Source organism: Candidatus Dadabacteria bacterium (assembly GCA_026705445.1).
Classification (GTDB): domain Bacteria; phylum Desulfobacterota_D; class UBA1144; order Nemesobacterales; family Nemesobacteraceae; genus Nemesobacter.
Map to the genome: position 1 here is coordinate 103,885 of JAPPAR010000019.1, position 21,683 is coordinate 125,567.

The 21,683-nt window shown below is 49.3% G+C and carries 24 protein-coding genes and 1 tRNA gene; 11 read left to right on the top strand and 14 right to left on the bottom strand.

From position 1 onward, the window contains the following. Position 1: 1 nt before the first annotated feature. Genes frr through rpsB form a run of 4 tightly spaced genes read right to left on the bottom strand, consistent with a single transcriptional unit; the run spans position 2 to position 2,846 of the window. Positions 2-574 carry a ribosome recycling factor gene (gene frr / locus OXG75_04295; protein MCY3625204.1) on the bottom strand — a complete coding sequence of 191 codons (573 nt, stop codon included), beginning with the start codon at positions 572-574 and terminating at the stop codon, positions 2-4. Beyond that, complete coding sequence (gene pyrH / locus OXG75_04300) at positions 571-1,314, bottom strand: UMP kinase (GenBank protein MCY3625205.1); 744 nt, start codon at positions 1,312-1,314, stop codon at positions 571-573. Before pyrH ends, frr begins: the two co-directional genes overlap by 4 nt. Positions 1,315-1,326: 12 nt before the next feature. Further along, complete coding sequence (tsf, locus tag OXG75_04305) at positions 1,327-1,923, bottom strand: translation elongation factor Ts (protein MCY3625206.1); 597 nt, start codon at positions 1,921-1,923, stop codon at positions 1,327-1,329. A 2-nt stretch (positions 1,924-1,925) separates the two neighbouring features. Then, positions 1,926-2,846: a 30S ribosomal protein S2 gene (gene rpsB / locus OXG75_04310; GenBank protein MCY3625207.1), complete on the bottom strand. Its 921-nt coding sequence runs from the start codon at positions 2,844-2,846 to the stop codon at positions 1,926-1,928. A gap of 119 nt (positions 2,847-2,965) precedes the next feature. Between rpsB and OXG75_04315 the strand changes: the two genes are divergently transcribed. From OXG75_04315 to rsmI, 8 genes are all read left to right on the top strand, one after another. Beyond that, complete coding sequence (locus OXG75_04315) at positions 2,966-3,847, top strand: diacylglycerol kinase family lipid kinase (GenBank protein MCY3625208.1); 882 nt, start codon at positions 2,966-2,968, stop codon at positions 3,845-3,847. Between the two features lie 46 nt (positions 3,848-3,893). Continuing rightward, on the top strand, positions 3,894-4,619 hold the full coding sequence (locus tag OXG75_04320; protein MCY3625209.1) for a lysophospholipid acyltransferase family protein: 726 nt from the start codon (positions 3,894-3,896) through the stop codon (positions 4,617-4,619). 97 nt (positions 4,620-4,716) lie between these two features. Next, positions 4,717-6,372: a non-ribosomal peptide synthase gene (locus tag OXG75_04325; protein MCY3625210.1), complete on the top strand. Its 1,656-nt coding sequence runs from the start codon at positions 4,717-4,719 to the stop codon at positions 6,370-6,372. 12 nt (positions 6,373-6,384) lie between these two features. Continuing rightward, positions 6,385-7,293 (top strand): NAD(P)-dependent oxidoreductase, encoded by a 909-nt coding sequence (locus OXG75_04330; GenBank protein MCY3625211.1) that lies wholly within the window; start codon positions 6,385-6,387, stop codon positions 7,291-7,293. A gap of 12 nt (positions 7,294-7,305) precedes the next feature. Continuing rightward, positions 7,306-8,307 (top strand): YhdH/YhfP family quinone oxidoreductase, encoded by a 1,002-nt coding sequence (locus OXG75_04335; protein ID MCY3625212.1) that lies wholly within the window; start codon positions 7,306-7,308, stop codon positions 8,305-8,307. 240 nt (positions 8,308-8,547) lie between these two features. Continuing rightward, positions 8,548-8,943, top strand: a complete 396-nt coding sequence (locus tag OXG75_04340; protein ID MCY3625213.1) for a DUF4399 domain-containing protein — start codon at positions 8,548-8,550, stop codon at positions 8,941-8,943. Positions 8,944-8,980: 37 nt separating this feature from the next. Then, positions 8,981-9,063: transfer RNA gene (locus OXG75_04345), tRNA-Ser, on the top strand. A gap of 93 nt (positions 9,064-9,156) precedes the next feature. Then, positions 9,157-9,993, top strand: a complete 837-nt coding sequence (rsmI, locus tag OXG75_04350) for a 16S rRNA (cytidine(1402)-2'-O)-methyltransferase (protein MCY3625214.1) — start codon at positions 9,157-9,159, stop codon at positions 9,991-9,993. Between the two features lie 253 nt (positions 9,994-10,246). Here rsmI and gatA read toward each other — a convergent pair whose 3' ends face one another. From gatA to OXG75_04380, 6 genes are all read right to left on the bottom strand, one after another. Continuing rightward, positions 10,247-11,710 (bottom strand): Asp-tRNA(Asn)/Glu-tRNA(Gln) amidotransferase subunit GatA, encoded by a 1,464-nt coding sequence (gene gatA, locus OXG75_04355; GenBank protein ID MCY3625215.1) that lies wholly within the window; start codon positions 11,708-11,710, stop codon positions 10,247-10,249. A 4-nt stretch (positions 11,711-11,714) separates the two neighbouring features. Next, the gene (gene gatC, locus OXG75_04360) at positions 11,715-12,011 is read right to left on the bottom strand and encodes an Asp-tRNA(Asn)/Glu-tRNA(Gln) amidotransferase subunit GatC (GenBank protein MCY3625216.1); all 297 of its coding nucleotides are present in this window, start codon (positions 12,009-12,011) and stop codon (positions 11,715-11,717) included. 38 nt (positions 12,012-12,049) lie between these two features. Next, positions 12,050-13,009, bottom strand: a complete 960-nt coding sequence (gshB, locus tag OXG75_04365; GenBank protein ID MCY3625217.1) for a glutathione synthase — start codon at positions 13,007-13,009, stop codon at positions 12,050-12,052. A 269-nt stretch (positions 13,010-13,278) separates the two neighbouring features. Beyond that, positions 13,279-13,581, bottom strand: a complete 303-nt coding sequence (locus OXG75_04370; protein MCY3625218.1) for a HigA family addiction module antitoxin — start codon at positions 13,579-13,581, stop codon at positions 13,279-13,281. A gap of 14 nt (positions 13,582-13,595) precedes the next feature. Beyond that, complete coding sequence (locus OXG75_04375; protein MCY3625219.1) at positions 13,596-13,874, bottom strand: type II toxin-antitoxin system RelE/ParE family toxin; 279 nt, start codon at positions 13,872-13,874, stop codon at positions 13,596-13,598. 471 nt (positions 13,875-14,345) lie between these two features. Beyond that, positions 14,346-15,218 (bottom strand): alpha/beta hydrolase, encoded by an 873-nt coding sequence (locus OXG75_04380; GenBank protein MCY3625220.1) that lies wholly within the window; start codon positions 15,216-15,218, stop codon positions 14,346-14,348. Positions 15,219-15,322: 104 nt separating this feature from the next. On the opposite strand from OXG75_04380, the gene OXG75_04385 reads away from it, so the two are divergent. Both OXG75_04385 and OXG75_04390 read left to right on the top strand, forming a co-directional pair. Further along, positions 15,323-16,033 (top strand): endonuclease V, encoded by a 711-nt coding sequence (locus OXG75_04385; GenBank protein MCY3625221.1) that lies wholly within the window; start codon positions 15,323-15,325, stop codon positions 16,031-16,033. A gap of 131 nt (positions 16,034-16,164) precedes the next feature. After that, positions 16,165-16,335 (top strand): hypothetical protein, encoded by a 171-nt coding sequence (locus tag OXG75_04390; GenBank protein ID MCY3625222.1) that lies wholly within the window; start codon positions 16,165-16,167, stop codon positions 16,333-16,335. A 124-nt stretch (positions 16,336-16,459) separates the two neighbouring features. Here the strand turns inward: OXG75_04390 and carA are convergent, their stop codons facing one another. Continuing rightward, positions 16,460-17,587 carry a glutamine-hydrolyzing carbamoyl-phosphate synthase small subunit gene (gene carA / locus OXG75_04395; GenBank protein MCY3625223.1) on the bottom strand — a complete coding sequence of 376 codons (1,128 nt, stop codon included), beginning with the start codon at positions 17,585-17,587 and terminating at the stop codon, positions 16,460-16,462. A gap of 198 nt (positions 17,588-17,785) precedes the next feature. Between carA and OXG75_04400 the strand changes: the two genes are divergently transcribed. Next, on the top strand, positions 17,786-19,573 hold the full coding sequence (locus tag OXG75_04400) for a M3 family oligoendopeptidase (GenBank protein ID MCY3625224.1): 1,788 nt from the start codon (positions 17,786-17,788) through the stop codon (positions 19,571-19,573). Here OXG75_04400 and cyoE read toward each other — a convergent pair. The 3 genes from cyoE to OXG75_04415 are packed head-to-tail and all read right to left on the bottom strand — an operon-like array spanning position 19,566 to position 21,683. Next, on the bottom strand, positions 19,566-20,486 hold the full coding sequence (cyoE, locus tag OXG75_04405) for a heme o synthase (GenBank protein ID MCY3625225.1): 921 nt from the start codon (positions 20,484-20,486) through the stop codon (positions 19,566-19,568). The genes OXG75_04400 and cyoE overlap by 8 nt on opposite strands. Before the next feature lie 2 nt (positions 20,487-20,488). After that, positions 20,489-21,358 carry a COX15/CtaA family protein gene (locus OXG75_04410; GenBank protein MCY3625226.1) on the bottom strand — a complete coding sequence of 290 codons (870 nt, stop codon included), beginning with the start codon at positions 21,356-21,358 and terminating at the stop codon, positions 20,489-20,491. A gap of 16 nt (positions 21,359-21,374) precedes the next feature. Next, a complete protein-coding gene (locus tag OXG75_04415) occupies positions 21,375-21,683 on the bottom strand; it encodes a cytochrome C oxidase subunit IV family protein (GenBank protein ID MCY3625227.1) in 309 nt (102 codons plus the stop codon).

Here is a 21,683-nt window from a genome sequence, read left to right on the forward strand (position 1 = left end):
CTCAGATTTCCAGTATTTCTTTTTCTTTCTTTTCAAGCAGGGCGTTTAGCCTGCTTATTCTCTCATCTGTCAGTTGCTGTATTTCGGAGAGGGCTTTTTTTATTTCATCTTCTGGAAGGTTCTCTGTTTTCCCGGCTTTCTTTATGAGGTTGTTCGCATCTTTTCTTATCTGCCTTACGGACACCCTGTGTTCTTCGGCGACTTTTCCCGTGTGCCTGACGAGTTCCTTTCTTCTCTGCTCCGTCAGCGGCGGTATAGTAAGCCTTATCGTGTTTCCGTCGACCGACGGAGTTATTCCGAGTTCGGACTGCGCGATTGCCTTTTGGATTTCCTCGACCGCACCCGGGTCCCAAGCCTGTATAAGTATGGTCGAACTATCGGGCACCGAAACGTTGGCGAGTTGGTTAATAGGTGTCTGGGCACCGAAGTAGGAAACTCTCATCGTGTCGACAAGAGCTGCTGACGCCCTGCCGGTTCTTATTCTGGAGAGTTCCTGATCGAAAACGCTTACTGTCTTGTCCATCCTGTCTTCGGCGTCAATATAAAGTTCTTCAACAGACAGTTCTTCACTCATTGTTCCGTACCGCTCTTTACAATAGTACCTACTTTCTCTCCTCTTATAACTTTCTCTATGTTGCCTTTCTCAAAAAGATCGAACACTACTATGGGAATATTCCCTTCCATGCAAAGAGAGATTGAGGTTGCATCCATAACTTTTAACCCTTTCTTCAGAATTTCCATGTATGTGAGCTCGGTGAACTTCGAAGCATCTTTGTTTTTAACAGGATCCTTGTCATAAATGCCGTCAACTTTAGTCGCCTTCATTATGATGTCCGCTCCCATCTGCAGCGCTCTTAAGGTTGCGGCCGTGTCGGTCGTAAAAAACGGATTGCCTGTTCCCGAGGCGAATATGACTATTCTTCCCTTTTCAAGATGGCGTATGGCCCTTCTTTTGATAAAGGGTTCGGCAACCTGTTTTATTTCAAGCGCGGTCTGTACCCGCGTTGACATCCCTTTTCTTTCAAGAAAATCCTGCAGGGCAAGCGCGTTTATCACGGTTGCGAGCATTCCCATGTAGTCGGCCGTGGAACGGTCCATTCCCTTTGAAGAACTGGAAACACCTCTGAAGATATTTCCTCCACCTATGACTATGCCCGTTTCTACTCCGAGTGAGTAGATGGTTTTTATTTCTTCGGAGACGTATTCAATTACGTCGGAACTGATACCAAACTGACCGGGACCCTGAAGAGCTTCTCCGCTGAGTTTCAGCAGTACTCTTTTATATTTCGGGATGGTTTTTTCAGAAGATCCCATTGTCCAGTTTTTTCATTCGCCCAGCTGGTATCTTACGAACCTTTTTACAACTATGTTTTCGCCGATTTTGGCTATCAGGTTGTTTACAAGGTCCATGACTTTCATCTTGGGATCTCTTATGTAGGGTTGCTCAAGAAGGCATATCTCCTCGAAAAACTTGTTTATTCTTCCCGCAACCATTTTTTCCGCTATATTCTCGGGTTTTCCCGATTCCATAGCTTCTGCCTTGAGAATCCGCCTTTCATTTTCTACTTCTTCTTCCGAAACCTCTTCCTTTCTTACATAAGTCGGATTGTTTGCCGCTATCTGCATGGCGACTTCCCTGCAGAGGTTCTGAAACTCGTCGTTTCTGGCCACAAAATCCGTTTCGCAGTTAACTTCGAGCATTACGCCGATCTTGCCACCTGCGTGAACGTATGAGGATATGATTCCTTGGTCGGTTTTTCTGGTAGTTTTCTTAGAAGCTTTCGCGACACCCTTTATTCTCAGGACCTCGGAAGCTTTTTCGAAGTCCCCGTCGGTTTCCACAAGCGCGTTCTTGCAGTCAAGAAAAGGAGCTCCTGTTTTTTCTCTCAACTCCTTTACCATTTTTGCCTTGATTTCAGCCATTTTTAATCCTCTTTTTTATCTTCTGTATTCTCCGATATCTCTTTCTGTGCCCGAGCGTCTTCACTTTGCGAAGATTCGGAGATCGCTACGGAAACAAAGCTTTCCTCACTTTCATCGGACTCAGCTTCTTTGAAAACAAATACCTTCCTTTCTACCACTACGCCCTCAAGGCTGTCTTCTTTTACCTGTTCAACCTCTCCGCTCACCAGTTTCTCCTGGTATATGTGAGTTCCCTCAATGCAGGCGTCGGCTATTTTTGAGGTGAACAGCTTTATCGCCCTTATGGCGTCGTCATTACTCGGAATCGGATAATCCGCATTTGCGGGATCGCAGTTCGTGTCCACGATTGCTATAACCGGTATCGAGAGGTTTCTCGCTTCTTTTATGGCTATATGCTCTTTTTTTGTATCTACGACGAAAATAGCGTCGGGAGCGCGCCTCATGGTTACTATTCCACCCAGAAGCCCTTCGAGCTTTACTATCTCCCTTCTAAGGTTTTTCGCTTCCCTTTTCGGAAGCATTTCCATCTGCCCGTCTTCCTCAAGTTTCTTCAGTTCCAGCAGGTAATCAACCCTCGAACGTATCGTGTTGAAATTGGTAAGGGTTCCGCCCAGCCAACGCGTGTTTATGTAGGGCATGTTGCATCGGATCGATTCTTCCTCGATTATTCCCCGGGCCTGTTTCTTGGTCCCCACCAGCAAAACGGTTCCTCCGTCCGCCACTGTGTTTTTCACGAAAGTGTACGCCCTGTTAAAAAGCGTGACGGTCTGCTGAAGATCGATTATGTGAATGCCGTTCCTTGCTCCGAAGATAAAGGATTTCATTTTCGGGTTCCAGTGGCTTTTCTGGTGTCCGAAATGTACCCCCGCTTCAAGCAGGCTTTTCATGCTGAGTTTTTCGCTAGCTACGGCTTCTTCTGTCATTAATTATCCTCCGAATTCCTTTTGCAAATCTGGTTTTAATACCAGAAAAACAATTATTAATCAAGTTGTAGGGTATCATAATGTTCCGTAATCACCGATTCCGGGAGCAATAGAACAGGATGAAATACCTTGTAATAGCAAATCCCAAGGCGGGTACAAAACCGCCTGGGCCAACACTTGAACAGATCCGTAGTGCTTTTGAAGCAAAAGAAATTATTTGCGAGGTGAGGTTGACGCAGTTCCCCGGGCACGCCGCGGAGATCGCCACGGAAGGGCTTGGTGAAGGCTTTACCCACATGATTTCTCTTGGAGGAGACGGTACGTCAAGTGAGATCGTAAGTTCGATTCACGGAACCGAAGCTGTTTTGGGAATAGTTCCGGGAGGCAGCGGGAACGATTTCTCGAAGGCAGCCGGTATTCCCCTTAATACGCGCGCGGCGGTGGACAATATTTTTTCTGGCCGAACGAGAAAAGCTGATGTGGCTTTTGTTGACGAAAAATGCTTTATAAACGGTTTCGGGGTAGGGATGGACGGGGCCGTAGCGCACGATTTCGGGGATCTGGGCCTCAGGCGTTTCGGTTCCTTCGGTTACGTTGTTGGAGCGGTGATCGAGGCGTTTCGGTTCCAGGGTTTTTTCTCCGAGATGGATGGAGAAGTCGATGTCGCGGGCGAAAGACTGCTTCTCTTCGGCGCTTCAAACGGCCCTTTTCAGGGTGGAAAGTTCAACCTAGCTCCTGGTGCTGACATATTCGACGGATATCTCGACATCCATATAATAAGCGACATGAGTTCTCTGGGAAGGCTTTTTAAGATACAAAAGGTGCTTGAGGGCCGCCATGAGGGACTTCGAGAGGTCAGTATAGTAAGGGCAAAGCAGTTGCGGTTTGAAACCTTTACCGATCTTCCGGCTCACATGGACGGGGAGACATTTCTTCTTCGTTCCGGAAAACATGATATACGGATTGAGGAGCAGGGAGTAAACATTATAGTTCCCGCATAGGCCAGGATCCCGGAAACTCTTTTTGCGAGGCGACGGAGTAGCAGTGATGAAGAAAATAAGAAGCATTGTGGCGATAATTCTTTCGTCTCTGTTTACGGCATTCTGGGGCAGCGTGGGAATCGTGATGTCACTTCTTGCCGTAAGGTATCTTATAAAGTGCTCCGTTCGGCCTTGGGGAAAAACAGTTCTTTGGTCCTGCGGAGTGCGGCTTGACGTAAAAGGAACTGAAAACTTCCCGCAAGCTCCTTTCATAGTGATGTTCAACCACCAGAGTTCCCTAGACATACCTGTTTTCTCCGCGGCACTGCCTTTCGAATGGAGGGCGGTCATGAAGAATGAAGTCGCCTCGATTCCTTTTATCGGCTGGGTGTGCTCACTTAGCGGACAATATTTCGTTGCGAGGGACGGTTCGGTTGGAGATACGAACAGAGTCCGGGAAATCGTAAGGAAAATAAGAAATGGGCCTTCAGTGATTATTGCCCCAGAGGGCACAAGAAGCGAGGATGGAGAACTTCTTCCCTTTAAGCAGGGCGGTTTTTTTATGGCTTCGCTTTCAAGGGTGCCGGTTGTGCCGATGATCATATGGGGAGGCAAGGATATAAGGAAAAAGGGTTCCTACGAACTTAATACCGACAGGGATATTGTAGTCAGAATCCTTCCTCCTATAGATACCGCAAGCTTTCCAAAGGGAAAAGAGGGTGGCGAAAAGCTTGAAGGTGTAGTCCGGGAAGAGATGCTTCGCGAGATTGAAAAAATCCGTAGCAATCGTTAAACTCTAGGTTGTCCGGACTCGGTTGGAACTTTCGTTTGCTCTGTTTTTTGCCCCTGTGCCTGTTTCCTGATGCGGGTTGTGTGAGGTTGTCTTTTTTATGAATGAAAGTCAAGGAATTGCGGATTTAGATCTGCGGACCATAGCGGCGCTTTCCGGAATGCCGAAGATAAAGAACCTGGTTAACCCTAAAAATCCGACTGAGATGTCGGAGCGGGTTATCGTAACCTTCAAGCCGCTTCCGAAAAATTACCCGGACACCGGGATAAGCGCTTACAGGGAAAGGCTCAGAAACTCGCTTCTGAGCAACGGGGCAAACGTAATTTCCTGGGAAGACGCAACCACCGAGGACGCATCTTACGGAATGTTTTCCAAGCTCATGGGACTTAAGTCTGTTAGGAGGAAGGTAAACGCCGTAATAGATGTTAAAAAGAAACTTTCCCCGCTCAGGTGGCTTCTGAGCAAGGTAGCCGAGAACATCTACAGGATTGTCAGGAAGGACAGCCTTTCGGTCAGCAGCATACTGAAGATAAGCGGATGGGCGGACGATTTCACCGTTGGCTATCTCCAGGATCCCTATAACACCCAGGTTATCACGATAATGTCCCTTGACCCGGAGTTTGAGAATGAGGATACGACCTATGAAAGAAAAATTTCCTTGGGCCTGAAAAACCTGATAAACAACATGTCGGAGATCGTTATAGGTGTTTCGCGCAGGAATTTCGCGATAATAAACATGAATCTCTCCGATTCCATATACGCCCATGATCAGCTTGATGATTTCGTGCTCTATTCGCTTATTCCGAAGATATACGCTCCTATAAAGCCACCTGTTCTGACGCGTTTTTCCGTAAGCGAGTACGACCCGCAGGAATTTGAATACGCCAAGAAGCTGTCTACCTTGGGTGCTGACCTCAAAAGCACCGATCTTTTTCCTGCGGGGTCGAAGTTTATAGATGCGATAAAGCGCCTGTCGCACAGGGATGTGGCGAACAAAATACTTGACGGGAGAACCGGGGTTTCGTACGGTTTCATAGCGCTTGCCGAGCCTCCTGGATACGATGGGGATAAATATATCGATGAGAATATGTGGAATTCCCTGCAGGAGATTCCGAATTACAATCCCGACGAGGTAAGAGCGGCTTCGAACGACAGATGGTATGTTAGAACCCTTCTCGCTGATGAGACGGTGTATCAGCAGGTTCCGGACATATGGATTGTCACTTCAAGGTCAGGATGCGATAAGACAAACTTGAATCCGGATTCGGATATAGTCAGAATTGGCCTTTTGAAGGGAAAGCTTCATCTTCAGATACCCAGAGGAGTCGACTTGGGGAGAAGAGATATAAGGCCGTCTTTTGATACTTACGTTATACTCTCTCAGGCACTCTCTTCCGCTCTTTACGCCCCTTCTCTGATTGAGAAGGAAATGTCGATTCTGCATTTCCACGGCTACCCTGACCCATGCTGGTTCCGGGGAAGTGAACACCACGCCGGAGCCCGGAATCCATCTCTTCCCTGCGGTACCGTGGAAGCTGCTCTTCTCAACTATTCTGCGGTTTACGAGACCGCAACCCAAAATGGCAGCGACATAAAGCTTCTGTGCCTTGTCGAGTCAGACCACGGGGTTAACGTTCTCGGGCCTGACAGAGAATATCTCGTGCAAAGGCTTCTTGCCGGTTCAAGCGAGGGTCATATACTCCTTGGCGGGAAATATCTTCCCATGCTTAAGCGGCAAAGCGTCGCATCGCAATAGTTCCCAGCGCAAATGAATGAAATAAGTTCCGAGCAAAGTTCGATAGGGTGGATAGGAACGGGGATCATGGGTGCGCCCATGTGCGGACATCTCGTTCGTGCCGGGTACCGCGTTTTTGTTTTCAACAGAACAAAGGAAAAGGCGGGAGAACTGCTGAGTGAAGGCGCCACTTGGTGTGACTCTCCCGCTGAGGTCGTCCGCCAAGCCGACGTTATCTTTACCATTGTCGGTTACCCGGATGACGTAAGAGAGGTGTATTTCGGTCGCGATGGCCTTCTGATTGAGCCCGAGCCCGGCCGCATCTTCGTTGACATGACCACGACCGAACCGACCCTTGCAATAGAGATATACGAAAAGGCGCTTGGGTTCGGCTGCTCTTCTTTGGACTCTCCGGTTTCCGGGGGAGACGTAGGAGCCGTGAAGGGAGAGCTTTCAATAATGGTTGGAGGAGATGAGGAAGTTTTTGATTCGGTGAAACCGCTTCTGGGGCTCCTAGGAAAAAACATCGTGCACCAAGGAAAAGCGGGTTCGGGTCAGCATGCGAAGATGTGCAACCAGATCACCGTAGCTGGGGTAATGATAGGAATCTGCGAGAACTTGGTCTATTGTCAGAAGGCAGGGCTGGACCCCCGTACCATGCTTCGCTCCGTGGGGAGCGGCGCGGCCTCGAGCTGGCTTCTGAACAACCTCGGTCCCAGAATAATGGACAGGGATTTCGACCCGGGCTTTTTCGTTGAACATTTTATAAAAGACATGGAGATTGCTCTCGGGGAATCGCAACGGATGGGGATTGATCTTCCGGGGCTTGCTCTTGTTAAATCCCTTTATGAAAGGGCGAGCGAGCTTGGGCACGGGAGGCTCGGAACGCAGGCGCTTTTACTTGCGCTTAAGGATCTCTGCGGAGATGAAAACCGTAACTGAAGGAGGTTTTAAATGAGTTCTGATGATTTCAAGGCGATGGTTGTAAGCAGGGATGAAGATGAAAAATTCACGAGGGAAATCACGACCAGAAAACTAGACAGTCTCCTGGACGGGGAGGTGCTCCTAAACGTAAAATATTCATCTCTCAACTACAAGGATGCTCTCTCAGCCATAGGAAACAGGGGCGTTACCAGGAATTATCCCCATACGCCCGGCGTTGACGCCGCCGGTGTAGTCGAGCGTTCAGAAAGTGCAGAGTTTGAATCTGGAGACAAGGTTATAGTGCATGGCTACGACTTGGGAATGGATACCTCCGGAGGATTTGGACAATACGTGAGGGTTCCGGCTGATTGGGTGGTTAACCTGCCTGCGGGTCTTGATCTAAAAGAGTCGATGATGTACGGGACCGCGGGTTTTACGGCGGCACAGTCAGTGTTAAGAATCGTGGAGGGCGGAGTAAGCCCTGAAGATGGAAAGATTCTCGTAACCGGGGCGACGGGAGGGGTAGGCAGCATGGCCGTCGCTATTCTCGGAAAAGCCGGTTACAGCGTGACGGCTTCGACGGGAAAAGCGGGGCAGAAACAGTTTCTGGAGGACTTGGGAGCAGAGGAAGTAATCGGGAGAGAGGATTTAACTGACCCTTCGGGCAGGCTGCTGCTTAAGGGGCAGTGGGCCGGGGTGGTTGATACCGTGGGCGGAGAGATACTTGCCACCGCTATTAAGTCCACGAGACAAAGAGGAGTTGTGACTACGTGCGGCAATGTGGCTTCCCATGAACTCAACACGAATGTCTATCCATTCATATTGAGGGGAGTTACGCTTGCGGGCATAGATTCTGCAAGCTGCCCGATGGGAAGAAGGCGGCTTGTATGGGAAAAGATATCCGGCGAGTGGAAGATCGATATTCTTGAGCGGATCTGCAGAACAGTCTCCCTCGAAGATCTTGACCCTGAAATAGACGTTATACTTAAGGGCGGCCAGGTTGGAAGAGTGGTAGTTGATCTCTGGAATTAGAAATCTTATGGTCCCGGGTTAGGCCCATCATAACGCGCCGCTCAGAGTTCTGTCCCAATATCTCTTGGAATTGGTTCTGTTTCTTTGACTCCGATCAGTCTTTCTCCACCTTTTCGGACATTCCAGTGAAGTGGAGATTCTGAAAAAAACATGTACTTTAGATAAGCAATCGTTTTCATGATTAAGGGTTCCAAGATGATAATAATCAGGACATTTTCCTTGCTTTTCATAGCCGTGGCCATGTCATGGAATATAGCTTTTGCGGAAGAGTATTTTTCCGAATCTCCTCCGGGCGCCAAGGTGTACATCATTTCTCCGAAAGACGGAGAAGTTGTCAGCAAGACCTTCACCGTGAGATTTGGGCTTGTGAACATGGGGGTCGCTCCGGCCGGGGTCAAGGTTCCAAATACCGGGCATCATCATCTGTTAGTTGATCTTGAAAATCTGCCGGACATGGAAAAACCTCTTGCCTTCAGCGAGAACGTAAGGCACTTCGGAGGCGGACAGACGGAAACGGAGATAACCCTTGCTCCCGGGAAGCATACACTGCGTTTGCTGCTGGGTAATTATTTGCACATACCTCATAAACCTCCCGTGCTTTCAGAGAAAATAACTGTTACAGTGAAAGATCAGTGAAGTGCGTCTGGTTTATCTGTATAATCTGACCTTTGTCGGAGGGCTGGCAGAACGGCTATTGCACCGGTCTTGAAAACCGGCGTCCGAAAGGACTTGGGGGTTCGAATCCCTCGCCCTCCGCGGCAATCTGTGGGAAACAGGTCTTCTTATCTTGGGGAGTAGGGCGCACATATAGCACGTTTTTTAATGCCCGGATATTTGCCGAATAACAGTATGTTTGGAAAGCTCTTCGTAGTCTCTACCCCGATAGGAAATCTTGAAGACATAACTTTGCGGGCTGTAACCGTTCTTAAGGATTGCGACGTTATAGCGTGCGAGGATACGAGAAACACAAAAAAACTCCTTACCCGGTACGGGATCGAAACCCCTCTCACGAGTTATCATGAACATAATGAAGTTGAAAAATCGCCCAAGCTGCTTGAAAGACTCAAAGACGGCAAAGATGTGGCACTGGTTTCTGATGCCGGAACTCCTTCAGTTTCCGACCCCGGGTGGAGGCTTGTAAATCTCTCAATTGAAAACAATATAGAAGTAGTACCCATACCCGGTCCTTCGGCTGTCCTCTCCGCGCTTGTTGTTTCGGGGCTTCCCACAGACAGTTTTCTTTTTCTCGGTTTTTTTCCGAAGACCATAGGCAAGAAGAAAGAGCTTCTAAAGGAGGTAAAATCCTACCCATACACCATGGTTTTTTACGAGTCCGCCAGAAGACTTTCACGCACCTTGAGTCTTATGCTGGAAATTCTCGGCGACAGGAATATCTGCATTGCCAGAGAAATGACAAAACTTTACGAAGAGGTAATACGGGGATCAGTTTCGGAGGTGACATCGACTCTTTCAAAGAAAGAATCGATTAAGGGGGAAGTGACAATTGTTTTAGAGGGTAGCCGGGGAGAGGATAAGGAAATCTCAACGGAAGAAGTGCAAAGGACGCTTCGCACAATGAAAGAGAACGGGACCGCTCTCAGTGATGCAGTACGCACGATCTGCGAATCCTCTGGGACGTCAAGGAACAGCGTATACAGGATCGCCCTCGAAATCTGGGAAGAATAGGATTACTGTTCTTTTGAACGCTTATCGGCTATTGAACCGCCGACCTTCACCTGCTTTTCCATCTTTGATTTCTTGCCCACGGCCTCAGCCTGAATATTCGACTTGCATGACTCGCATATGAAATCGGGAGAAGGCTTGCCACATACGGTACACTTTTTTCTTTGCTCATAACCCGTCCTCCTGTATCGGGAAAAAAAGCTTCATACTTTCGATAATAACATGTTTTTGGGCCGAGGTGTATCCCGGGTTGCGATTATCCAAGAGGGGACACTTCTTTTTCGTACCACTTCGTGCTTTGCTCGTAAGCGTACGCGACATTGAGCACTGTCTGCTCGTCAAACGGCTTTCCCATTATCTGAAGCCCTATCGGAAGCTTTTCTGAACTGAATCCGCAGGGGACTGATATTCCGGGGAGTCCTGCTATGTTGCAGGGAATGGTAAGTATGTCGGATAAGTACATTTTAAGGGGATCGTCTGCTTTTTCGCCTATTCTGAAGGCGGTTTCAGGGGAAGTGGCGCTTGCTATGACGTCAACTTTTTCCCAGGCGCTGTTAAAATCCCTTATTATAAGGGTTCTTGCCTGCTGGGCTTTCAGGTAATAAGCTTCATGGTAGCCCGTGGATAGGGCGTAGGTTCCAAGCATTATTCTTCTTTTCACTTCGTCCCCGAATCCTTCCGAGCGGCTCCTGAAAAACAGGTCCCTCAGGGTCTCCGCATTTTCGCAGCGGTATGTGTATCTCACTCCGTCGTATCTTGCGAGGTTCGAACTTGCTTCCGAGGGGGCTATTATATAGTAGGTCGAAACCGCGTAGCGGGAGTGAGGAAGCGAAATCTCCACAATTTCCGCTCCTAGGGTTTCAAGTTCGGCGATAGCTTTACGGACGGATTTTTCCACTTCGGGGTCCATCCCAGAGATGAAGTATTCCTTCGGTATGCCTATCCGCAGCCCCTTTATATCCGTACTGAGCGCGCTTGCGTAATCAGCGGTCGGAAGGTTTACGGATGTTGAGTCCATCGGGTCATGGCCCGCTATGGAAGAGAGGATTATGGCAGCGTCCTCAACGGTTTTCGCAAGCGGTCCCGCCTGATCGAGGGAGGAAGCGAATGCGATTATGCCGTAGCGGCTTACCCTTCCGTAGGTGGGCTTCATTCCCACTACTCCGCAGAGGGAACCGGGCTGTCTTATGGAACCCCCGGTGTCTGTTCCGACCGACGCGATGCACAGATTTGCGGCCGTGGCAGCGGCACTGCCTCCGCTTGATCCTCCCGGAACCCTGTCGGTGTCCCAGGGATTTTTTACCGGTCCGAAGTAAGATGTTTCGTTTGAAGATCCCATGGCGAACTCGTCCATGTTGTTTTTCCCGAGCACTACGGAACCGCTTGCCATGAGTTCTTCGGCCACGGTGGAATTATAAGGGGCGACGAAATCCCGCAGCATTTTTGACCCGCAGGTGGTCCGTGAGTCCTTTGTCACGAAAATGTCCTTAAGCGCTATTGGGACTCCATGGAGAGGACCCAGATAGTTTCCTTCGGATATCTGTTTTTCCGCTTTTCTGGCGGCCTCCAAGGCCGCTTCTTTCCAGACGGTGATGTAAGAGTTTATTTTTGCGTCCTCGGAGGATATGCGCTCGAGAAAAAGTTCGGCGAGTTCCACTGGGGATGCCTCTCTTTTTTCTATTAACGCTGCTGCCTCTTTTATGGTTCTTGGAATGGACATTGGGTTAGCTCTGGTCCTCTATGACTTTTGGAACCGTGAAGAAATCGTTTTCTTTGCTGGGTGCGTTGCTAAGGGCGTCTTCAGCCGTTATTAGCTGATTCACCTCGTCTTTCCGGAAAGGAGTTGAGAGTTCAAGCACATGCGATGTGGGCTCCACGTTTTTCGTGTCAAGCTCGGCAAGCTCATCTATATGGATGAGGATGTCCCCGAGCTGACGGGTGAACTTCGAAAGCGTCTTGTCATCAAACTCGAGCCTTGCAAGCTCTGCCGTGTTAAGCACATCTTCTTTGGATATTTTCATTGTTAGAGTCCTGCGTTAGCTTCCCGCTCAGGAATTTTCTAAGGGCTCTCCGGAGCCCCGCGGATAATACTCTCCGCAAAATCGACTATCTGCGATTCAAGCTTTACCCCGCTGAAAAAATTTATTTCCTGAACGCATGTAGGGCTCGTGGTGTTGACTTCGGTCAGATACCCTCCGACTATGTCGATTCCGACCAGATAGAGCCGGTCCTCTAAGAGTTTCTGTCTGAGGCCGTCGCATATTTCTAGGTCCCTTTCCGTAAGAGTGGTTTTCTCGGGATGTCCTCCGGAGTGGAAATTGCTTCTGAATTCTCCCTTTGCGGCTACCCTCATCACGGCTCCTATGGGCTGGCCATTTAGAATTATAACCCTTTTGTCTCCTTGCGAAACCTCTTTTATGAATTTCTGGGCCATCACGTAGGTACGCCCGAAGTCGGTTATGTTCTCGAGTATAACGTTGAGGTTAGGGTCATCGGCTCTTACGAGAAAAATCCCCTCCCCGCCGTAACCGTCAAGCGGTTTTACCACAATTTCGTTACCGGTTTCGTAAAGAAAACCCTTTAGCTTTTCGATGTCTTTTGAAACCAGGGTAGGGGGGATGTAGTCGGCGAAATTAAGGCTATACATTTTCTCGTTAGACTCCCTTATTCCAGCCGGATGGTTGATCACGTGAGTTGCGGACTCGTCAACCCTGCTTAGTATGTAGGTTGAGTAGACATAGTCCATGTTGAAAGGAGGATCTTTCCTCATCCATACAACGTCGAAGTAGTCAAGCGGGGAAGTCTCAGTTGAGCCCTTGGAGTAGTAATCGCTTTTTCTCTCAAGGCGAAGTTCCGTTGAATCCGCCCATGCCCTCGAGTCCCTGACGAAAAGATCTTTGAGTTCGCAGTAGCGGATATCATGTCCCCTGGCCTGACATTCAAGCATTATAACGAAGGTGGTGTCCTTGTTTATGTTAATGGATTCGATCGGGTCCATTACGAAAAGCATTTTCAACATGGTGATACTTTATACAAAGCGGGGGAATTATAAAGGACGCATTTGAACGGAGAACTGGCGATACCTTCTATATCAATTAGTATGACTGGACGGACCTGCAGAACCACGCCGTTCTGCCCCAAAGCGCAGTTCTTGATAAGTGATCACTGAAATGCGGTAAAACACGTCCCGCCTGCGTTCTCTCGTCCAAGGTTTCGACAATCGATAAAGTGCGATGGCGCATGATGTAGCTGAACGTATGCGTATCGAGCATGCAGTTTATTTAAACTTCATTCCTGCTCCGTCTGCTGTGACCGGTAGCGCTCGACGTTGATTCGGTTTTCGCCTTTGCGTGCTTGCGCCAGATCGTAGGTGGTCTGGCGACGTAGCCAGAACTCGGCATTGGACCAACCAGCCTTCTCCAGTCTGATAGCCATTTCCGGTGAAATTGCCGCATGGCCGTTCAATACGCGCGAAAGCGTGTGACGAGCAACGCCTAAAATTTTTGCCGCTTCGGTAACCTTCAACCCAAGTGGGACCAAGCAGTTTTCCCTAATGCTACGGCCGGGATGCGGCGGACTGTTCATCGCCATATTACTGTTTCCTCCTAGTGGTAGTCAACCAAGTCAACGTCGTAGACATCGCCATCGTCAAAGCGGAATATGACCCGCCAGTTACCGGAAATCGAGATGCTCCAGAATCCCTTTAGAGCACCTTTCAACGGGTGAAGACGGTAACCGGGCAAATCGAGGTCCGAGGGTGTACGTGCATCGTCAAGATCTGCCAACGCAAGTGCGATGCGTTCCGCCTGATCCGCGCGCACTCGGCTCGCGTCACCACGCTCGTACAGCCGCTTGAGGCCTCGATGGCGAAAACTTCGAACCATGAAGCAATGTACCGCATGCCGGTACATACGTCAATAAAGATTTTGGGGGATTATTTACTTTCGCCCCTTGAACTATGAAGTGCACCATCCCTAAAATCAGGGTTTGAGTCCTTATGAGGGATACACCTCAATTTGAAGGGGCCAAGCAACAAGGATAATCTCTGAAGTTAGAACACTAAGGAGGTTACCTGATGTCATATAAGCACTTGACCCCAAAAGAAAGGTTCCTGATCCACCACTATTTGCAAGAAGACTGCACACTGCGAAAGATTGCCAAAACCCTCAGACGCAATCCCTCTACGATCAGTCGGGAGATAAGGCGTAACACCGGTAAACGTGGTTACCGATACAAGCAGGCAGATGAATCGGCGAAGCGTCGTCGCGGGGAAGGAGCGAAGGACTCCGGTAGAGAAGGTGCAGGTGTCGGATAGAGCGAAGAGGACGGAAATTGGAATGCTCCGGGAGATTCCGTTATCCGAAAAATGACTTCAGTTCCGCAGAGATCTCCCGGGGTTTTTCCTCCGGGACAAAGTGGCCGCAGTCAAGCGGTTTTCCCGAAACGCTGAGCGCTTTTTTCCTCCATACGTCAAGCACGTCGTAGGTTCTGTGAATGAACCCCTTTCCACCCCAAAGGGCAAGAAGCGGACACGTTATCTTGGCATCCATATCTTCTTCGTCGTGAACAATATCTATAGAAGCCGCGGCCCTGTAGTCTTCGCAACTCGCGTGGATTGCCCGCGGGTCACTGAAACAGCGCACGTACTCTTTTACTGCCTCGGGATGAAATTTCGCACCGGGGGCGCTCCAGCGTCTGAGTTTTTCAAGAAGGTAGTACTCCGGATCAGCCCCTATCATTTTCTCCGGAAGTCCGTCGGGCTGGATAAGGAAAAACCAGTGATAGTAACCCGTGGAGAAGTGCTTGTCCGCGGTCTTGAACATATAGTGGGTAGGGGCTATATCCATGACGCAGGCCTTTAGGACTTTTTCAGGGTGATCAAGACACATGCGGTGAAGCACCCTGCCTCCCCTGTCGTGTCCCGCGGCGTAGAATTCACTAAAACCTAGAGTTTCCATCACCGAGACCATATCCGCTGCCATGGCTCTTTTTGAATAGTTTGAGTGATCTTTTTCCCCGGCAGGTTTAGAGCTGTCTCCATATCCTCGGAGATCGGGGCACACGACCAGAAAGTTCGAGGCGAGCTTACGTGCTACTGCATGCCACATAACGTGCGTCTGCGGGTAGCCATGGAGGAGAAGAAGGGGTTTTCCTTCTCCTCCATAAACGGTGTTTATCTCGACTTCATGAGTGCGTATTCTACGTTTTTTGAAATTATCACCGAACATCTCTTCAGATATTTTAGTCGAATCAGAATGCTATTTACAGTAAATGGGCAGGTAATATCTTTTATGTAAAGGATAAAGGAGACTTCCGCTTATATTCTGTTGCTATGAGTTCTAGTAACGACTTGGTAAAAGATCTTGGGGTGCTGTATTCCGCTAAACCTGCTCCTGTAGGAGAAGCTTTTCGTATTCAAAACGAGCTTTCCCGAAGGGTTGTAAAAACCCCTAACCCGAAGCCTATTCACACCATTGCCGGCACCGATATTGCTATCTGCGTTAAGGAGAAGAAGCTTGTCTGCGGGATGATTCTTTTTTCCTACCCCGAGCTGGAGGAGATCGAGAGGGTATGGACTGTCTCGGATGAAGTATTCCCCTATGTTCCCGGACTTCTGGGTTTCAGGGAGGCGCCTTGCGTCATAAGGACTTTCGACAAGCTTCGTGAGCACTGTGACATGATTATGGTAGACGGACACGGACTTGCTCATCCAAGAGGCTTCGGACTTGCCTGTCATGTCGGAGTTCTGCTCGATATTCCGGCGATAGGTGTCGCAAAGAAATGTCTTTACGGGACTTTCAGCGAACCGGGTCCTAAGAAGGGTGAAAGAGAGTTAATAAGAGGCAAGAACCGTGAGGTCATTGGCGCAGCTTTGAGAACCAGAGACGGCGTTAAACCGGTTTTCGTGTCTATTGGGAACAGAACCGACCTCTATACCACTATTGTGGTTGCCCTTGAGTGCTCGCGCGGTCTTAGGATTCCCGAACCTACAAGGCTTGCCGACAAGTATGTAGGGTTGCTTAAAAAAGAGGTGTGCGGATAAATTGACCGCATGCCCCTAAATGGACACGTGAACCGATACCGTTTTTGCGATGATTAGTTTTAATCGAAGTGACGCGTGTAATGGGAGCATCCGGTCGGTTAAACTCATATTGCTCTAGGGAGGAAGAGAATATGCAGGAACAGAAGCTAAAGACCCCTTCGGATATATATGCCCACCTGTACAAGTTACTCAACGCAAAAATGAAAGAGGAAAGACTTGAAGGACTTGATGAGAAAGCGGAACTTACGTTGCGGACAATAGAATTTCTTGAGAAACACCTGGAAAGAGAAGAAATGGGGTAGTACGTAGGGAACAAAAGCTAGATGAACGGTTCTGTGGACCAGCATATTGTGAATTTCAATAGGTCTATTGAATCTTGGAATGCTGGGTATCTGTCGTTCCTGAACGACTACGCAACCTGAGTGCTTACGCTGAAAAATCTTCCATCATCTCGATGAAGTTTCTGAAAAGATAGGAAGAGTCGTGCGGCCCGGGCGAGGCTTCGGGGTGATACTGGACGCATGAGAGTGGATAGTCTTTGTGTTTCAGTCCCTCGACGGTCTGATCATTCAGATTTATGTGTGAGACAGCAACATTGCTTTTAAGCGAATCGGGATCCACGGCAAAGCCGTGATTCTGCGAAGTTATCTCCACTTTTCCGGTCACAAGATTCTTGACCGGCTGGTTTCCTCCGCGATGTCCGAATTTTAGCTTGAAGGTTTTTCCTCCAAGAGCAAGACCCAAGATTTGGTGCCCTAGGCAGATCCCGAAAATGGGTTTTTTCCCGATAAGTTTTTTTACATTCTTCGAGGCGTATTTAACCGCGGCCGGGTCCCCGGGTCCGTTTGAGAGAAAAATCCCGTCGGGGTCGATAGCCAGTATGTCCTTGGAGTCCGTTTTCGACGGAAAAACCGTTGTTTCACATCCAAGATCGTGAAGCTCCCTGAGTATATTTCTCTTTATTCCGAAGTCGTAGACGGCGACTTTGAATTTTCTGGAGGGTTCAGAGCTTTTGTCCCTGTTGTGGCGCCACTTTCCCGTTCCCTCGTCCCATGCGTAAGGCTGCGCGCAGCTTACTTCCGTTACTAGGTCGCGTCCAACTATTCCCGGCGAGGAGTCGACTTTCTCGGCAAGAGCCTCAGGGCTTGTCTCTACGGTTGATATAATTCCCTTTATCGCTCCACCGATTCGTATGATCCTCGTAAGTTCTCTGGTATCGATTCCCTGTATGCCGGGTATTCCATGTCTTGAAAGAAAACTGTCGAGACTCTCTTTTGATCTCCAGTTGCTCGGGTGATCCCAGTATTCCTTTACGACGAAACCGCTTAAGTGAGGTTTTTCTGATTCGAAATCCTCGGGGTTGATTCCGTAGTTGCCTATTTCGGGGTAGGTCATTACGATTATCTGACCGTTATAGGAAGGATCCGTGAGTATTTCTTGGTAACCCGTTAAGGATGTATTGAAAACAACTTCGCCGCCCGCCTCTCCCTGGGCTCCGAAGCTTGTGCCTTCAAATACTTTTCCGCCTTCAAGCGCTAGGTAAGCTTTTTTCATTGTTCAGGGGGTTAAAATATATACGCCTGTGGCAATGTCAAATGTTCCTTTTCGCGGAGATTAACACGGCGGGCTCAAAAGTGCCCTCGGCAGGAGCCCGGTTTTTTCCAATTAGGGAATTCTATTGTATTATTTCTGCTCTTAAGGAGCGACTGCATCCAAAACCCTGCCGCTTTTGATGTAGCGCGAAATATCGATATGAACTGGGACCTTACTTCTTATTTCCCTGAATTTCAGGGAGTTGAATATAAAGAGTTCAAAGAGAATCTCTCCGGAGGCATAAAGAGTCTCGACGAGAAGGCCTCGGCTTCTGAACCTCTTTGCGGAGAGAACCTTGCGTTCTGGAAAGATGTTTTCCTGGAAACAGAGAGGCTAATAAGCCGATATTCCCATATACGTTCCTACGTGGGATGTCTTAGCGCTTCGGATTCCAACAGGGAGGATTATCTGCGCGAGGAAGCGGCGATTTCCCTTCTCGGTTCGGATCTCGAGAAGCTTGAGGTTCAGCTGCAAAGAGCTCTTCGCGATGTCAACGAAGGTCTGCTTTCCGAGTTTGTCTCTTTCCCGGATATCGAGTCGGCTTCCTATTACGTTAGGCGCGTTTGGCGAAATTCCCGGTTCATAATGTCCGCTCCGAAGGAAATTCTGGCCTCGGAGCTCGGAGTCAACGGGATAAGCGCCTGGGGGCGGATCTACGATACCGTATCCTCAAAGATGACGTTCGAGATGGCTTACCCCGGCGGGACGAAGAAAAGGCTTCCCATGTCCCAGAGAAGATCGCTTATGGAAAGTCCCGACAGGGAGATAAGAAAAGCCGCTTTTTCCGGGGGCAACGAGGCCTGGGGGAATTTTGAAGACGTGGCCGCCGGTGCCATAAACGCCATATCGGGAACTAGGCACACGCTCTACAGGCACAGGGAAATCGATCATTTCCTCGACGTAGCGCTCTTTGACGCGGCGATATCGAGACAGACTCTGGATTCCATGATGGAGGCAATACGGGAGACGGTCGAACTTCCAAGGAACATCCTTAGACTCAAGGCCGAGACGCTGGGGCTCGACGGGATATCGTGGTACGACCTAGGGGCCCCAATGAATCTTGGCAAAACGGGCGGGGTTGACTGGAGCGGTGCGAAATCCATGGTTTCCGATTCCTTCTCGGCCGCCTACGGCCGCCTCGGCGGGGTTTTTGACCATATATGCCGCAGCGAGTGGATAGACTGGGAAGTAAGGGAAGGAAAAAGACCCGGGGGATTCTGCACGGGTTCTCTTCTCACCGGGGAGTCAAGGATATTCATGACTTATAACGGCGGGGTAGGCGACATACTCACCCTTGCTCACGAGGCGGGCCATGCCTTTCATTCTCACGTGATGAGGGAACTTCGTCCCTATGCACAGTTCTACCCCATGACGCTTGCCGAAACCGCTTCAACTTTCGGGGAAATGCTGCTTGCTGAGGGACTGCTGAGGGATCCCTCAACTAGCGTTGAGGACAAGGTGCTTGTGAGGGACGCGGAAGTAAACCACGGGGCCATATATCTTCTGGACATCCCCGTTCGGTATGAGTTCGAAAGAAAGCTCTACGAACGGCGTAGCGCGGGAGAACTGACCGTGAGCGAGCTTAAGGAGCTTATGACCGGGACCCAGAAAGAAATTTTCGGAGACGTGCTTTTGGAATGCGACCCGTTTTTCTGGGCTTCAAAGCTTCATTTTTACATAACGGGCGTCAGTTTCTATAATTTCCCCTACACTTTCGGTTACCTGCTGAGCAGGGCGCTCTTCGAGAAATTCAGGCAGCATGGGGAAGAGTTCATTCCGGTTTACGAAGAGTTTCTCTCTCTCACCGGTTCTGACGATGCGGAAGGGGCGGTGAAAAGATCAATCGGGGACGATATAACAAGCAAGGATTTCTGGAAAGAGGCGATTCTTACCCTGTCACGGCCGCTTGAGGAACTAAGAGAGCTCCTGCCCTCGGTTGCTACATGAGATTTCCGATAACCCTCTCCACCGGGGAGAGCGACTTAACCAGTATGTCAACCACTATCCCCAGCATTATAAGAAGCATGTAGATGATTGACGCCGAGAAAGCCTTTCCGTAGCCGCGGTTGGCGAAAACACTTCTTACCACCAGATAGTTAAAGTATATTCCGGATATCGCCGCGAAAGCCGCGAAATAGACGGTGTTTGTTCCCGTGAGCCAGAGTATGAAGGTCAGGGGTATTAAGGATAGGGAATAGATAAGTATCAGAATGTTGGTGTACTTTGTGCCCAGGGCGACGGGAAGAACGTTTATCCCGGCTTTTTCATAATCCTTCCTGTATTTCTGCGCGAGCACCCAGAAGTGGGGAGGCTGCCAGAGCATCATGAATATGAATATTATCATTGCGTCGAGCTGCAGAACGGGGTTTACGGCTGTGTAGCCTATAAGCACGGGAAGAGCGCCGGGCACTCCCCCGAGCACTGTACCGAAAGGGGAGGTTCTTTTGAGGAAAAGGGTGTAAATGAGTGTGTAGCTTATAATCGCGAGGAGAATAAGTGCCGCGTTTACGTAATTGAAATAAGAAAGCGAGATGAAGAGAGCCACGGCCATCATGAGTATCGAGATTATCCAAGCATTCCGGTCTCCGAGAACTCTCAGGGCCTCAACCCTTTTGTTAAGGCGGGTCATCTGCTTATCGATTTTCTTATCAAGCAGGTTATTCAGAATTGCCGCTCCGCCGGCGCTTAGAAGAAGAGAGACGACGCATAGAAAAACCGTCTGTGCCGAGGGAAATGCCCGGTTTGCCACCACCATTCCCGCAAGGCCCGTAAACGCCACGCTCATTATTATTCCGGGCTTGGAGAGAATAACGGCGGAAACCGCCATGGTACCCACGGATTTTTTCTGCGTTTCGCTCATTGCTAGGAAGTTTTTTCGGCGACAGTGTCTTTACTTATATACCCGAACCAGGTGAGAAGGCAGAGGGAGAGTATCAGAAGACCTATTGCGAGATGAACGGCGGTGACGTAAAACAGAAGCTTTGAGGTTACTACCACAATTCCAAGCCCGATCTGAAGAAAAAGCAGGGCGACTGCCCAAGACATGTTTTTCCGCGCTTCCCTTAGCCTTTCGGATTTTCTTGAGAGAATAAGCACGAAGATAAATACCACCGTGAGCAGGTAAGCGACCCCCCTGTGCGTAAAGTGCGCTAGCACCTTGCCCGAGAGCTCGGGCGGAATCCAGTAGCCTAGACACGTGGGGAAATCAGGGCATGCAAGTCCCGCTCCGAGGTGCCTTACGTAAGCTCCTAGGGAAGCCTGGATGAATACAAGCAGAAAAAGCGCGAAGAAGAGTCCGGCCGGGCCCGAGAAACGGAAATCAGGCTTTTTGATGACGCCGTCGAAATACACCATGTAAAGGGTAATTGAGAAGATTATGATGGCGTTTGTGAAATGAATAGTAGTCAGGTCCACGGGAAGTCTGGTGAGAACCACTATTCCTCCAAGCACAATCTGAAACAGAAGAAGCAGCACTACGAGCAACGGAAGTGCTCTGTAATTTTTTCTGTACGCGCGGAATCTTCTGTAGCAGAGAATGAAAAGCACTATGGATGTTATTCCGCCTATTACGCGGTGGGAGAACTCAAGATAGATGTCCCACCTGAAAGGCGGAATCACTTCCCCGTGGCAAAGCGGCCAGTCGGGACAGGCGAGTCCGGCCTCGAGCCCCGATACCGCATTTCCCCATATAAGAAGCACGAACAGAAGACCTAGAGCAGTTTTCGCAAGCATGCCTGTTTTCTTACTGCTACTTTATTACCGGTACCCTTGTGAAGGTTTCCATTATGGTGAAACCGATGAGAAGGAAAAGCAGGAAAAGGGGATACAGGGCGTATATCCACGTGAGCTTGTCTTCAAACTTAAGATGCATGAAGTAAAGGGCGACGATCGCTGCTTTTACAGACGCTACTAGCATTGCTATGACGATATTGAAGTCGCCGAAATCAAACTTCGCTACGTAGACAGTAACTGCCGTCAGGACAAACAGCGTAAGACATACAGCAGCGTATTCTCGAAGACCCGTGTGATGTTCCTCAGTGTGATCGTGTGTGCTCAT